Genomic DNA, 13,829 nt, shown 5'->3' on the forward strand with positions numbered 1-13,829 from the left:
TCCATTATTTCAGACGTTCCTCCACAGCACGAGCATGTGCTTCCAGCCCCTCTTCTCTTGCAAAAGTGGCAATTTTTGCCCCATTTTCTTTTAGTGCTGCCTCACTATACATAATGATGCTCGATTTTTTTTGAAAATCTTCCACACTTAAAGGACTCGAAAACCTTGCTGTTCCATTTGTCGGTAAAACATGATTCGTTCCCGCAAAATAGTCGCCGACCGGCTCAGAGCTGAACCGTCCGATAAAAATAGCCCCTGCATGCTTAATTTTACCTAGCAATTCCATAGGATTTTCTGTGATTACTTCAAGATGCTCTGGCGCTAACTCATTGACCGCTTTTACAGCCTCATTCATGTCACGGGCAAGATAGATCGCCCCAAAGTCAGCAATCGCTTTAGCAGCGATGTCCTTTCTTGGCAGCTCAGCAAGCTGTTTTGCCACTTCTGCCGCTACTTTTTGCGCCAATGATTCAGAGGTTGTGACCAGCACGCTTGAAGCACGTTCATCATGCTCCGCTTGTGATAATAAATCAGCCGCCACCTCATTTGCTCTCGCCATATCGTCCGCAAGAATGGCAATCTCGCTTGGCCCGGCGATCATGTCAATATCAACATCTCCATAGACTTCACGCTTCGCAAGAGCTACAAATATATTTCCAGGGCCGGTAATCTTATCGACAGGACGAATTGTCTCTGTCCCGTAGGCAAGAGCGGCAATTGCCTGAGCTCCGCCAATTTTATAAATTTCCTTCACTCCTGCTAGGTGAGCGGCAACCAAAACAGCTGCTGGAATTTTCCCATTTTGATTCGGCGGTGTCACCATAACGATTCGTTCGACTCCCGCAACTTTAGCAGGCATAACATTCATTAATACCGAAGAGGGATATGCAGCTGTTCCTCCTGGTACGTACACACCAACCGAATCAAGTGGCGTTATCTTTTGACCAAGAATTGTTCCATTTTCTTCTGTCGTCATCCACGATGAGCGCAATTGCTTTTGATGATAAGAGCGAATGTTTTCAGCAGCTTCCTGCATGATCAAAACCATTTCTTTATCGATATCCCCATAGGCTTCAGCCATTTCGTCAACTGTAACAGTAAAAGACTCCAGAGAAGCTCCATCAAACTGTTGTGTATAGATGCGGATAGCTGAATCTCCGTCTTTTTTTACATTTCCGATGATTGCTTTGACAGCAAGAAGCTGTTCGTCCGTTCCGTTTTCAACGGTCCTTTTAATAGAAACAAACTCAGACACTCTTTTTATTTTCATCCTGCTACTTCCTTTCTCTAGCACTCTAGCCTTTTCGTTCAATGACTTCGGCAATTCTTTCAACCAGTTCATTCACTTGCTCGTCCTTCATACGATAGCTAACTGGATTAACAATTAAGCGCGATGTGATAGTCATCATTCGTTCATACTCGACAAGACCATTTTCAATAAGAGTTCTCCCAGTTGAAACGATATCAACAATGCGATCGGCAAGACCAATTAGAGGGGCAAGCTCAATCGAACCATTCAGCTTGATAATTTCTACCTGCTCCCCTTGCTCTCTGAAATAACGCGCAGCAACATTTGGATACTTCGTCGCAACCTTTGGTGCAACATCATTCATTTTCGTATTCGGCAGTCCTGCGACCGCTAAATAGCATTCACTAATATTTAAATCTAGCAATTCATAAACATCTCTTTCCTCTTCGAGCATAACGTCCTTCCCGGCAATTCCCAAATCAGCAACCCCATGCTCCACATAGGTAGGTACATCCATCGGCTTTGCAAGAATAAAGCGAAAACCTTCTTTCTCCACATCAATAATCAACTTTCGTGAATCCTCAAATTCAGGTGGTAGCTGATAACCAGCTTGACGCAACAGCTCTGCTGCCTCCTCAAAAATTCTCCCCTTCGGCATGGCGATTGTGATCAAATCTTCCATTTTCACGACCCCTTTCCAGCCTTTCCTATTAAAAAGGTTACTTCAGCGAATTGGCCGGTAAATTCATCGATATTTCGAACCCCTTGAATATCCTGTAAAAGGGTCTTAATTCCTTGTCCTCGCTTAGCTTTAGCCAGTTGAAAAGCTTCCTTGCGCCTTTCCCCGCTAAATAAAACACACTCGGTCGTGACCTCTTTTTTCAGTTCTCCCAACGCCTCAAGGATACGATCCAATCTCAAGGCAAAACCTGTCGCTCCCGTTGTTTTGCCAAATTTCTCAAGGAGGAGATTGTATCTTCCCCCATTTCCAATTGGGAATCCAACCTTATCAGCATAAACCTCAAACAAAATCCCCGTATAATAACTCATATGACTAACGAGCGTTAAATCGAGTTTCAAATTGGCTTGTTCACCGTAATCAACGACAATATCCCACAGTTGTTTCAGCTTCTGAATCGCTTCTCTTCCTTTTTCGTTTTCAATTAAACAAAGCGCTCGTTCCATTACCTCTTCACCGCCTCTAAGCTTCAAAAAATCCAACAGACGCTGCTTATCGATCGAGGATAGATTTAAACTCTTCACATGTTCTCGATAGCCAACAAAATTTTTTTCGTATAAAAATTTTGTTAATGCTTGTGCCCGTTCCTCAGTTCCTAGAATTTGCAGAAACAATTCTTGCACAAAAGCAATATGGCCTACCGAAATTTGAAAGCTTTTAATGCCTGCTTCCCGTAAAGCTGACACCATTAAAGCAATTACTTCCCCATCAGCACTGACAGACTCATCTGCAATGGCTTCAACACCAATTTGTTCAAATTCCGCAGGTCTTCCACCTTCACGCTGCTGTGCGCGGAATACACTGGCTGAATAGGCAAGCCTTAATGGAAGATTCTCCTGCAATAACTTGGAAGCTGCCACTCTCGCAATCGGCGTCGTCATTTCTGGACGCAAAACTAACGTATGGCCTTGATTATCAAGAAGCTTAAAAAGCTGTTGATCTAATATCGCTGATGCTGTTCCAACTGTATCGTAATATTCTAACGCAGGCGTATCCATAAACTGATAGCCCCATAATTTCATTTCCGATTCAATCGCATCCTGCACCTGACTTTTTGCTTCATATAGTTCAGGCAAGGTATCTCGCATTCCCAAAGGCTTCTCAAACATAAACAGTTGACTCATCCCATTCCCACCTTTTTGCTCCTGATGCTTTAGTTCGCTAATGTATTAGCAAATTGAAGTTATATGTAGTTTACTCCTCCTGCCCCTCCACGTCAACACGTGATTGTTCAAATGATTAAAAGAGGAGAGAAAAGAGTAAAAAAATAGATGTCCCTTTAAAAAGGACATCTTCTTGTCGAATTTCAGCAGGTTAAGCCATACAACCTGCTGGTGGAGTCTTGTCAATTTTACCTGAAAAGGCATATATCGGCGGTTTAATTGATATATCGGCGAAAACTGAAATATATCGGCGCTTTTTGATTATATCGGCGAAAAATCAAATTTACCGGCGCTTTTACCAATTTATCGGCGAAACAGACAAACTCCTCTAAAAAATAACTAGAAATACCTCTTCTCGCACGAAAGTTACCACTTTTTTAGAGGTAAGATAAATGCAGCACAAGTCGTTTTAGCGGATATCGGTCTAAATTTGATTTTATTGGTCTTTATTACGTTTTATCGATCTACGTGCGGAACACCATTTTTCTACTTTTGCTGCTTCCCGTAAATTGGATCGTCTGCCCATCTCTCGGCCAGTTCATCCTTTGTATAGATGACCTTCATCGGGTTTCCACCAACGAAGGCTCCCGCCGGAACATCCTTATGAACGAGTGTCCCTGCTGAGACAAAGGCACCATCTCCAATTGTCACTCCTGGCAGAATGGTAGAATTAGCGCCGATCATCACTTCGCTTCCGATATGGACTTCACCGAGACGGTACTCTTTAATCAAATATTCATGAGCTAAAATCGTTGTATTGTAGCCAATGACTGTATTTCTCCCAACACTGATCTTCTCTGGGAACATAACATCGAGCATAACCATTAAAGCAAAAGAAGTTTCCTCCCCAACCTTCATGCGTAAAAAAGTTCGATAAAGCCAATTTTTCATTCCGAGAAAAGGGGTATAGCGCGCTAATTGGATGACGATGAAATTTTTCACAACCTTCCAAAAGGGAACCGTTTTATAGACATGCCATAAGGAATTGGCTCCTTCGACAGGATAACGGGTCGTTTTACGCATGCTCATTTACTCCTAATATTTCAAATAAATCACTCATATGCTCAAGCATAAAGTCCGGATCATACTGTTCCAAGAAAGCCTTGCCTTTTAATGACCATGCTACACCAGCAGTTTTTGTGCCAGCATTTTTCCCACCGACAATATCGTGAAAATTATCGCCGATCATCATCGCTTCTTCTGGTATAGAATCAAGCTGAGCCAGCGCCTTTACAATGGGCTCTGGATCGGGCTTAGCCTTTGTAACATGATCAAGAGCCACTACGACGTCAAAATAGCTCTCAAGCTTTGTTAATCGTAGCCCTTTTTCTACGACTGCTAAGCGCTTTGTTGTAACAATCCCCAATTTAAATCCCTTTTCTTTAAGGACAGCAACCGTTTCTCGCACGCCTTCAAATTCAGTCACAAGGTCGTCATGATGGGCAATATTGAAAGTTCGATATACATTAGTCATTTCTTCCACTTTTTCCGCATTCATCGAAGCGAACGTTTCCGTTAAAGTTGGCCCCATAAAAGGCAGAACATCTTCCCTTTTATAAGCTCCTGGATAATATTGCTCTAAAGTGTGTAAAAATGATTGAATAATTAGCTCATTTGTATCGATTAATGTCCCGTCTAAATCAAATAATAATGTTGTGATCTTAGAATTCATATGTGGTTTCCTTTCTGCGCGCAATCTCTAGTCGATTCCAATAAAATGCCACGACCGCCGTTAGGAGGACTGCCATTGCTAAACGAATAAGCAACAGTGGCAAAATAGGAATTCCTAATGGGGCAAAAATAAGCGTATCCTCTACTACCGCATGGCAGGCTCCTAAAAAAATAACAGCAAGCGTTGCATCCTTCTTGCTTACCCCATCTTCTTTTACAGCCTGAATCATTACACCCGCACCATAAGCCAAGCCAAATAAAAGACCAGCAGCTAGAGTAGTAGACGTATTTGGTTTCATTCCTACCACTCGGGTGAACGGTGCCATCCATTTTGAAAACTTATCGAGCCATTTTAAATCCTTTAATATTTGTATGACGATCATTAACGGTAGGACGATGATAGCAAGCTGAAGGATGCCAAGCCCTGCCTTTTGCACCGCATCAACAGCGATGCCCCATATTCCAGATACCGTTTCTTGTTCCGATGCCTGAATAAGACCATACTGTGCAAGCTGGTCCCCGCCTTTCCAGACAAGATTAATCACAATCGCCGCTATCAGTGCAAGCCCAATGCGAACGACAAGGGCAATCCAGAGCTTCACTCCAACCCTTGTCACGACGCTTGACTCCACTAGCATATTATGGGAAAAGGATAGCATAACAGCAATAATAAAAACCTCTTTCACTGTTAAATCGAGCGTAAGGATCGCTCCAATTGCTGCATATAAATTGAGAAAATTACCGATCACTAAGGGGATCGCCGCATCACCGGAGAGTCCAAATATACTCATTAACGGGGCGAGCAATTTGCTCAGCCAAGGAAGAATTGGCGTATGCTGAAGAACGGTCACAATCAATGTGACCGGAAAAATTATTTTTCCTAGCGACCACACTGTCTGCAGCCCGACCTTTAAACCTTTCGTTAGCGATTGAACTATCATAATCCTTCTCCTCTTTCTTAGAACTCCTGATCACGAAACCGATTGATCCAAATATCTTTCCCTTGCATGCCCTTTCGTTCTTCTATAAATCAAAATGGCAATTGCTCCAATAATAAGGGCAATCGAGATTGTTTGCGCCATCCGCAAGCTCTCTGTAAGCATTAAGCTGTCTGTTCGCATCCCTTCCACAAAAAATCTGCCGACGGAATACCAAATAACATACGTTAAGAACATTTCGCCCCGACGCAAATTAACTCTTCTCAACAATATTAACAGAATAAAACCTAAGAAATTCCATACTGATTCATATAAAAAAGTTGGATGGTAATATGCGCCATTTATGTACATTTGATTAATTATAAAGTCCGGTAAATGCAAGCCTTCTAAAAACGCACGCGTTACTTCACCACCATGTGCCTCCTGGTTCATAAAGTTTCCCCAGCGTCCGATTGCTTGACCGAGAATAATACTCGGGGCCGCAATATCAGCAATTTTCCAAAATGACAAATTGCGTTTCTTCGCAAATATATAAGCTGTCACGACGGAACCAATTAGCGCTCCATGGATCGCAATTCCACCATTCCAAATTTTAATAATGTCACCCGGATTCTGAACATAATAATCCCATTCAAAGATGACATAGTATAGGCGCGCTGAAATAATTGCAATCGGAATCGCCCACAGCATTAAGTCCGGAAATAAATCCTTTTGCAGGCCCCTCTTCTCACCTTCTCTCATCGCAATAATAAGTGCTAAAGCTAAGCCTAGCCCGATAATAATGCCATACCAATGAACAGTGATCGGACCGAGTGAAAATGCAATTGGGTCAAGTGGTTGTATATTTTCTTCCATCTAACTCTCTCCTTTAGCTATTTCTTTATCTATCCTCTACATCTCCGTCCTCGATAACATCAGATAATCGACTGGCAAATTGTTCTGCTGCATTCACACCCATTTTTTTGAGGCGAAAGTTCATCGCCGCCACTTCAATGATTACAGCTAAGTTACGCCCAGGTCGAACCGGAACAGTCAGCTTCGTAACGGATGTATCAATAATTCGCATTGTTTCCTCATCAAGGCCTAAACGATCATATTGCTTTGTTTGATCCCAAAGCTCTAAATGAATAACGAGTGAAATTTTTTTATAATTTCGAACAGCACCTGCTCCAAAAAGGGTCATCACATTGATAATTCCCAATCCACGAATCTCAAGCAAGTGTTCAATAAGCTCTGGAGAATTTCCGACCAATGTATCATCATCTTCTTGGCGAATTTCCACGCAGTCATCCGCGACAAGACGATGTCCTCTTTTGACGAGTTCCAACGCCGTTTCGCTTTTTCCTACACCGCTTTTACCGGTAATGAGAACCCCGACACCATAAATATCAATGAGGACACCGTGAACTGCTGTTGTCGGAGCAAGCCTTGTTTCAAGAAAATTTGTTAGACGACTAGAGAAACGAGTTGTCTTAAATTTTGAGCGCAAAACAGGAACCGCCTCCCGTTCCGACGCTTCAATCAATTCATCAGGAACAGGTAAATCTCTTGTTACGACAATCGCTGGTGTAATATCCGTGCATAAACGTTCCAATCGCTCTGCACGAATGTCAGGATCGAGTTTTTGAATAAACGTTAATTCTGTTTTTCCAAGCAGCTGCACGCGCTCGGCAGGATAGTAATCAAAAAAACCAGCAAGTTCAAGCCCCGGTCTAGAAATATCGGTCATCGTTATAGGACGATTGATCCCCTCTTCCCCACTAATTAACTCCAGCTTAAACTTATCTAAAACATCCTTCGTCCGTACCTTCTGCAAATGGAACTCCTCCTTGATGGATTATCTCTATCATTTTTTCTCAATATATATTGGTTGATGTTAAAGTTTCACTCTATTTTAGCACTTTTTTTCGAATAACCAAATTCGTTCGCATAAAATTAATGTAGCATCTCCTTTTTTTATCCTTAAACATATGATAAGAATGAATAAATCTACATTGTACGTGGATGTAATGAAATTTTACCGGAGACAAGGAGCGAAGGACCAATGAAAGTAATGTTGGACGCAGGCCACGGCTATAATACACCAGGTAAAAGAAGTCCCGATGGGATGCGAGAGTATGAATTTAACAGAGTTGTAGCAAATGAAACGAAAGCTATTTTAGAAACGTATAAAGATGTCATTATTTATTTTTCCCACTCTGACACAAAGGATGTTTCACTTCTGGAAAGGACTGACAAAGCGAATCGATTAGCAGTCGACTGCTTTGTTTCAATCCATGCCAATGCTTATGGGACTGGATGGAACGATGTTAGCGGGATCGAAACATACATTTATACGTCGAAGCCCCAAATCGCCTCAGCACTTGCCGAAAAGGTGCAAAAAAATCTTGTTGTTGCAACCGGACTGCGAGACCGGGGAGTTAAAGGAGCCAACTTCCATGTGCTTCGTGCAACTAAAATGACTGCCATCTTGGTAGAATGCGGCTTCATGACAAACAAAGAAGATCTTAAGCTCCTTCGTTCAAATTTATATCGAAAAACGTGTGCTGAGGCAATTGCCAAAGGTTTGCGAGAACAATACCAGCTTCAATTAAAGCCGGAAGTGGCCATTCCCGCTCCAGAAAAGAAAAGCAATCCCTCACCAATCTATAAAATTGTAGCCGGGCCTTTCTCTGAAAAGGAAACAGCGGAAAATTTGATGATGAAGTTAAAGGATGAGGGCTTTCAAGCAAGTATGATAACGGAAAAATAGCTCAGACAAAGGATCAAATCACCGGGTGGTTTGGTCTTTTTATGTGATAGAATAACGTTAACTATAGGTAATGGAGGACTTGAATCATGATTTTAGTCAGTTCCTGTTTAGCTGGATTAGAAGTAAGATACAACGGTACACATTGTTTAAACGAACGGATTAGCGAATTAGTAATGAAAAAGGAAGCGATCACTGTCTGTCCCGAACTACTTGGCGGTTTGTCCACCCCAAGGGAACCTGCTGAAATTATCGGAGGCAGCGGTGAAGATGTGCTCGACGGAAGGGCAAAAGTAGTCTCCCAATCGGGCTCGGATGTCACCGAAGCGTTTATTAAAGGTGCCTATTTAGCACTAGAGAGGGCACAACAACTGGGGGCAACAATGATTGTTCTAAAAGAAAACAGCCCATCCTGTGGCAGTACCAATATCTATAACGGACATTTTAACGGTGAGAAAATAGCTGGAAACGGAGTTACCGCGGCTCTTTTAAAAAGGAATGGTTATGACGTGATCTCAGAGACGGTTTTTTCTTAAGTGCTTCGATTGATTATAAAAAGACATTAGACTGTTAAATTTACTTAACAATCAAAAATTGTTTAATTTTTGGAATTTTTCTAAAAAAAGGAAGGAATTGATCATATTTTGTAGAATTTATTCGATAGAGGTCAAGTTCAAAATAATATTTTCTTTGAGAGGAGCATATACATTTGAAGTTAAAATCATTAATGACATTTATTGCGTTAATTCTACTTACTAGCATCATTGTGCCTTCTGTTTCTGCATATACTGTTTCAGAAGATGTTTACAATTCAGAAGAGGGATTAGAGTTATATTATTCACAATTTGATGATGGGGAAGAAGAAAAGTTATTAGATAGTAAAAGTGAAGACATAATTCAACCAGAGTGTATAGCTTGTATAGCTCAGCCACCAAAATTATCACTTGTAAGTACAACTCGTCAGAACAATGTTTTTGTAGCAGGAAAAACTAACTGGGTATATACTGCGGATGCAAAAACAATCCAATACGGAACTACAATAACAAAGACCTTGACGTTTTCAAGTGGAGTTACTGCAGATATAAGAGAAAAGGCAAAATCACAATTTAATTTAACCGTTTCTGTATCACGAAGTTATTCTGCCAATTATACTTTTAGCATCGATAAAAGCAAGGGAAGTAGAGCTAGAGTAGCTCAATATGCAGATCAGTATAACAAGAGAATCAAAATAACTAAGGAATACTTAGGTAGAGATCCTGAAATTTCCTACACTAATGCTTACGAGCCTATAACAACCATCTTAGGTCTTCAATATCAATAACTTAATAGATTGACTCTAAAATAATTTTGTTCTTGACCTCTACTTTTATAGTAAAAGACAAAATAGCAAGGTGATTAATGAAATGAAAAAAATATCGATTATAACTATTTTATGCCTCATATTTATTAGCATCTTTATATATTATTATATAACTAATCGTGATAACGAAGAGTTATATCTTGGTGAGTGGGATGGTGTTTTATATACGGTTCCGGAAAATCAACTTATTATTAATTTGATAGGGATAAGTGGGCATTCGATTAAAGAACTTCAAGAGAATATATTGTCAATAGACTTTAAAAATACCGAACAGCTAGAGATTAATAGTTTTAACATAACAACTTCAAATGAAAAATTTCAAGGAAAAAAAATCTTTACTATTGAAGTGGATTGCTCCATTAACGAAAATACAGAAGAAATTATTAACGAAGTGATTATTTCTTACAATAATGGTAAAACAAAAAATTATGACATAGGTAGACTTAAAGTTATTTCTCTTGAAAGGAATGATTTACTAACTCAAAGCGATGTACATTTTCTTAGTTTTGATACCTCTGATGTATATAGAAATAGCATCAAAAATAATTCCGAATCAGATATCATCCTTAAAGATCTCCAAATTGAAAATCATCACTTAGAATTTACGAATATAACTGTAAATGGAAAACCATTTAAGGAAGATATAACTATCCACCCCAATGAAGAGATCACTATCGAATCAGAAATGTCTTCTAAAAGCAATCAATTATTATATATAGTTTCGCCAAAATATATATATGAAGTGGATACAGTTGAATATAACAGTTATCTAGATCCCTCTGTAGTTAACGTTCTCGAATTAAAAGAAGAGCAACTCAACCATATGTTATCTAAATAAGCGTCACCTAATTATAGGGAATATTTCAAAAAACCGGTATTAAATTACGATGATATGCCCTTACGGTAGACAGATTTTTTAAAAAAATTCATTTGTCTCATGAGAAGCTTCTTTTTTCACATCAGTTTAAGTATAAAAATCGTAGACATAAAACGCTAGACTATAGATGAATACATAATTTCTATGGTCTTGAAAAATCCCGAAACGACTTAATGGCCTTAGTTCCAAGAATATTGAACTAAGGCCATTTAGCTTTGGTGTATTACTATATGGAAAAGGGAAAGTCTGGGCAGACGGTTAATATGCTAACAACCGAAATATTGCCCAAGGAACCGGTTAATTTGGATTTTAGCGAGGAATAAGAGCTCACTTACATGAACTCATAGGCAAGCTGAAAAGGAACACCGTTGCAACTTGGAGTTCTTTTTCAATATGAGCAACTTTTCCCCAAAAAAACACTACATCCATACTAGGGGTAGTACCAGCGAAGCTAACATTACCCGAAATAAGGAAATGTCAAGGTAATAATAAGTCACTTAAATTAAATACTTCCAACACACATACCCCGTCCTGTTGTGGCTGGTAAAATAAAGTTTTATTCAACAATCGCGCTTGATTGCTGAAGATTGCTCTTAGACTAAAGCACCTATTCACTAACTCACTACATAATAAAGCCATCTTAGATACTTAGCTGTTTCTGTAAACAGCACCAGTTCTTTTCCTCAACTCGGGACAAGAAACTTATACTGTTTAAACCAAGTTTAAAAGATGGCTCTTGATAATCATATAAAAATATCACTTATAATTGACTTGCCATCACCTCGATTTGATCCAGCCAAGCTATACGTGTCGCCTTGTCGGAGCTCGGTACAGACTCGAAAAAAACATGTTGCAGCACTTCTATGCCGCAGTATTCAAATATACCTGTGTCAGAAGTCAACAATAGTGCATTATCCATGCCGATGGCCGCATATTGGGCATGCGATTTTCCTTGCGTGTTAAAGATTAAGGCTTTTTTTCCTTTCAGCATTCCCATTTGTTCACCATTCACGTAACGGTAGGCAAACCCATAAGTAAAGACACGGTCAATATAGCCTTTGACGATTGCAGGCAGTCCTGTCCACCAGATCGGATAGATGAAAATGATGACGTCTGCCCACTTCAGATAATGATGCTCCTGTTCAATATCCTCGCCGATGCCACCCAAAATTTCACTGCTGCTTGCGACTGGTTGAAACTTCATCGCGTACAAATCGCGTACTACATATTCATGTCCCTTTTGGCGAATACCTCGGATGGTAGCTTCCAGAATGGCATGGTTAAAACTTTCTTTTCTTGGATGAGCATACACAATTAAATGGTTCATAAGATTAACTCCTCTCAATCTTTCAGTTCTATTTTCAGTACAAAGTTAGTGATTAATTAATTTTTATATTATCCAGTAATGTTGAAAAACAATAAGTTAACCTGCTACTCCTAATAATATAGAGGATTCGCTCATTAATTATTGATTAATCACTAACTAATATTAATACGTTAGTCCCATAACGTAAACAAGACAATCACTATAGCTGTAATTCCTAGTCCAATGGACAAAGGGGAAAGAGAAGATTCTTTTTTATTTCCGTTCATCATTCTCACCTCCTCATAAAAAATACTTCACAATAACTCTTTAACCCCACCAACTAATGATGCAAATAAGAATAATTGTGATAGAAACATAATCAAAACTTTTTAATTTCATCTTTTCACCCCCATTAATTAATTATTAATCAATCAATAACTATTTATTACATAAATAACCAACTTCATTTGATTATTTATTTTTATCAATAAGTTCAGGGAAATCTAAGAAATAGGAGATATTACATAACATCCCTCTAGCTAGAAAAGTAGTTACTTCTCTTTCGGCATTTTTTATTCCAGCTGAGTTAAACCTTTCTAAAGTGTAACTTCTTATACGGGCCAGACCATTCTTTGCAGCTTCCTGTATTGCTTCTTCTGTTACGGAAATTCCAATTACCTGCAAAGCAATTTCATTAGGATGTAATGTAGACAGTTCTTCATAAGCTTCGATCATCTTGTTAACGAGTTGTTCTGAGCTCGATTCAACATTTTTAAAAGTTTGAATGATTCTATCAAACGCACGATCTAAGGCTGCAATAAATAGCTCTTCTTTTGTTCTAAAAAATTTAAATACATACGGCTGTGATATTCCCGCTTTTTCTGCTATATGTGCAGTTGTTGTATTATAGTATCCTTTTATTGCAAATACTTCCAATCCCGCTTCAAGAATATCTTCCTTACGATTTCCCTTTTTAGGTCTTGCCATATTTTACACCCATTCATTTATGTTTATTTATTGATTAATTACAAACTAAATATAATACAATTTAACCCTTAATACAAGCACAATGACTATTTTTTAAGAGTTGTAAAAATACCAGTTTTGCAAAGACTAAAAATATGTTCTGTTAAGTTTAATTCGTTAGGAGTTGATACTTTTACCCCACCTTATTTTTTAAGTGAAATAAAATAATACAAAATCGTAAGAGCCAAACAATTGATACTAATTAGTTTGGCTCTTTTGATTGCTAAAATCATATATGTCATCCAGTTTCATGTAGTTTAGCTATGCTATTTTCTGGAAAGTATATACTTATCTGATAAGATCCGTTTATTTTTTGCTGCGCCCTTTAAAGTATGGTCCTTCTTTGTATGATGAAATGACGATGTCGCTCAGTTTCTTGTTTTCTTCTTATCATAAATAACATTTTGAATCACGAGATTAATAATCGACATGATTGCTGAAATGAGAATGGCCATTCCCAGTCCATTTATTTGAAATGCCTCACCCATGAGTGCCTCTGTTATAAGGAGCGTTACCCCATTGATGACAAACAAAAATAAACCAAGGGTGATAATCGTAATAGGCAAAGTTAAAATGATTAAAATGGGCTTCACCAAAATATTAAGAATGGCGAGCATAAAGCTGGCGCCAATGGCCGCACCAATACTTTCAATATAGAAGGAATTCTCAAAATAACCTGCCAAGGCAATAAATAAGACCGCATTAATTAAAATTCCAATAATCCATCTCATATTCAACATCCTTTAAGCGC

At 39.0% G+C, this 13,829-nt stretch carries 15 protein-coding genes; 4 read left to right on the forward strand and 11 right to left on the reverse strand.

Annotated features, from left to right (window positions below):
- Window positions 1–4: 4 nt before the first annotated feature.
- The 8 genes from hisD to hprK form a co-directional block, all read right to left on the reverse strand.
- Entirely contained in the window at window positions 5–1,270 is a 1,266-nt protein-coding gene (gene hisD, locus FCJ93_RS18600) for a histidinol dehydrogenase (RefSeq protein WP_137744394.1), read from the reverse strand.
- Window positions 1,271–1,295: 25 nt separating this feature from the next.
- Window positions 1,296–1,931: an ATP phosphoribosyltransferase gene (gene hisG, locus FCJ93_RS18605; RefSeq protein ID WP_137744366.1), complete on the reverse strand. Its 636-nt coding sequence runs from the start codon at window positions 1,929–1,931 to the stop codon at window positions 1,296–1,298.
- A 2-nt stretch (window positions 1,932–1,933) separates the two neighbouring features.
- Window positions 1,934–3,112: an ATP phosphoribosyltransferase regulatory subunit gene (locus FCJ93_RS18610; RefSeq protein ID WP_137744367.1), complete on the reverse strand. Its 1,179-nt coding sequence runs from the start codon at window positions 3,110–3,112 to the stop codon at window positions 1,934–1,936.
- A gap of 525 nt (window positions 3,113–3,637) precedes the next feature.
- Window positions 3,638–4,174: an acyltransferase gene (locus FCJ93_RS18615; protein WP_137744368.1), complete on the reverse strand. Its 537-nt coding sequence runs from the start codon at window positions 4,172–4,174 to the stop codon at window positions 3,638–3,640.
- Window positions 4,167–4,823 (reverse strand): pyrophosphatase PpaX, encoded by a 657-nt coding sequence (ppaX, locus tag FCJ93_RS18620; RefSeq protein ID WP_137744369.1) that lies wholly within the window; start codon window positions 4,821–4,823, stop codon window positions 4,167–4,169. Before ppaX ends, FCJ93_RS18615 begins: the two co-directional genes overlap by 8 nt.
- Entirely contained in the window at window positions 4,813–5,763 is a 951-nt protein-coding gene (locus FCJ93_RS18625; protein WP_137744370.1) for a nucleoside recognition domain-containing protein, read from the reverse strand. Before FCJ93_RS18625 ends, ppaX begins: the two co-directional genes overlap by 11 nt.
- A gap of 30 nt (window positions 5,764–5,793) precedes the next feature.
- Entirely contained in the window at window positions 5,794–6,615 is an 822-nt protein-coding gene (gene lgt / locus FCJ93_RS18630) for a prolipoprotein diacylglyceryl transferase (protein WP_137744371.1), read from the reverse strand.
- Window positions 6,616–6,640: 25 nt separating this feature from the next.
- Complete coding sequence (hprK, locus tag FCJ93_RS18635) at window positions 6,641–7,576, reverse strand: HPr(Ser) kinase/phosphatase (RefSeq protein WP_137744372.1); 936 nt, start codon at window positions 7,574–7,576, stop codon at window positions 6,641–6,643.
- A 228-nt stretch (window positions 7,577–7,804) separates the two neighbouring features.
- On the opposite strand from hprK, the gene FCJ93_RS18640 reads away from it, so the two are divergent.
- From FCJ93_RS18640 to FCJ93_RS18655, 4 genes are all read left to right on the forward strand, one after another.
- Window positions 7,805–8,512 carry an N-acetylmuramoyl-L-alanine amidase gene (locus tag FCJ93_RS18640; protein ID WP_137744373.1) on the forward strand — a complete coding sequence of 236 codons (708 nt, stop codon included), beginning with the start codon at window positions 7,805–7,807 and terminating at the stop codon, window positions 8,510–8,512.
- 86 nt (window positions 8,513–8,598) lie between these two features.
- Complete coding sequence (locus tag FCJ93_RS18645) at window positions 8,599–9,045, forward strand: DUF523 domain-containing protein (RefSeq protein WP_137744374.1); 447 nt, start codon at window positions 8,599–8,601, stop codon at window positions 9,043–9,045.
- A gap of 173 nt (window positions 9,046–9,218) precedes the next feature.
- Window positions 9,219–9,830 (forward strand): hypothetical protein, encoded by a 612-nt coding sequence (locus FCJ93_RS18650; RefSeq protein WP_137744375.1) that lies wholly within the window; start codon window positions 9,219–9,221, stop codon window positions 9,828–9,830.
- Window positions 9,831–9,912: 82 nt separating this feature from the next.
- Window positions 9,913–10,707: a hypothetical protein gene (locus FCJ93_RS18655; RefSeq protein WP_137744376.1), complete on the forward strand. Its 795-nt coding sequence runs from the start codon at window positions 9,913–9,915 to the stop codon at window positions 10,705–10,707.
- Between the two features lie 799 nt (window positions 10,708–11,506).
- Here the strand turns inward: FCJ93_RS18655 and FCJ93_RS18660 are convergent.
- The 3 genes from FCJ93_RS18660 to FCJ93_RS18670 form a co-directional block, all read right to left on the reverse strand.
- Window positions 11,507–12,073 (reverse strand): NAD(P)H-dependent oxidoreductase, encoded by a 567-nt coding sequence (locus FCJ93_RS18660; protein WP_137744377.1) that lies wholly within the window; start codon window positions 12,071–12,073, stop codon window positions 11,507–11,509.
- Window positions 12,074–12,523: 450 nt separating this feature from the next.
- A complete protein-coding gene (locus FCJ93_RS18665) occupies window positions 12,524–13,039 on the reverse strand; it encodes a TetR/AcrR family transcriptional regulator (RefSeq protein ID WP_137744378.1) in 516 nt (171 codons plus the stop codon).
- Window positions 13,040–13,446: 407 nt separating this feature from the next.
- On the reverse strand, window positions 13,447–13,809 hold the full coding sequence (locus tag FCJ93_RS18670) for a phage holin family protein (protein WP_137744379.1): 363 nt from the start codon (window positions 13,807–13,809) through the stop codon (window positions 13,447–13,449).
- Window positions 13,810–13,829: the final 20 nt, after the last annotated feature.

Origin of the sequence: Robertmurraya siralis (assembly GCF_005502275.1) — a bacterium.
Taxonomy (GTDB): Bacteria; Bacillota; Bacilli; order Bacillales; family Cytobacillaceae; genus Robertmurraya; species Robertmurraya siralis.

Coding starts and splice junctions, on each gene's coding strand:
- hisD (WP_137744394.1), bottom strand. CDS start 1,270: ATGAAAATAAAAAGAGTGTCTGAGTTTGTTTCTATTAAAAGGACCGTT.
- hisG (WP_137744366.1), bottom strand. CDS start 1,931: ATGGAAGATTTGATCACAATCGCCATGCCGAAGGGGAGAATTTTTGAG.
- FCJ93_RS18610 (WP_137744367.1), bottom strand. CDS start 3,112: ATGAGTCAACTGTTTATGTTTGAGAAGCCTTTGGGAATGCGAGATACC.
- FCJ93_RS18615 (WP_137744368.1), bottom strand. CDS start 4,174: ATGCGTAAAACGACCCGTTATCCTGTCGAAGGAGCCAATTCCTTATGG.
- ppaX (WP_137744369.1), bottom strand. CDS start 4,823: ATGAATTCTAAGATCACAACATTATTATTTGATTTAGACGGGACATTA.
- FCJ93_RS18625 (WP_137744370.1), bottom strand. CDS start 5,763: ATGATAGTTCAATCGCTAACGAAAGGTTTAAAGGTCGGGCTGCAGACA.
- lgt (WP_137744371.1), bottom strand. CDS start 6,615: ATGGAAGAAAATATACAACCACTTGACCCAATTGCATTTTCACTCGGT.
- FCJ93_RS18640 (WP_137744373.1), top strand. CDS start 7,805: ATGAAAGTAATGTTGGACGCAGGCCACGGCTATAATACACCAGGTAAA.
- FCJ93_RS18645 (WP_137744374.1), top strand. CDS start 8,599: ATGATTTTAGTCAGTTCCTGTTTAGCTGGATTAGAAGTAAGATACAAC.
- FCJ93_RS18655 (WP_137744376.1), top strand. CDS start 9,913: ATGAAAAAAATATCGATTATAACTATTTTATGCCTCATATTTATTAGC.
- FCJ93_RS18660 (WP_137744377.1), bottom strand. CDS start 12,073: ATGAACCATTTAATTGTGTATGCTCATCCAAGAAAAGAAAGTTTTAAC.
- FCJ93_RS18665 (WP_137744378.1), bottom strand. CDS start 13,039: ATGGCAAGACCTAAAAAGGGAAATCGTAAGGAAGATATTCTTGAAGCG.
- FCJ93_RS18670 (WP_137744379.1), bottom strand. CDS start 13,809: ATGAGATGGATTATTGGAATTTTAATTAATGCGGTCTTATTTATTGCC.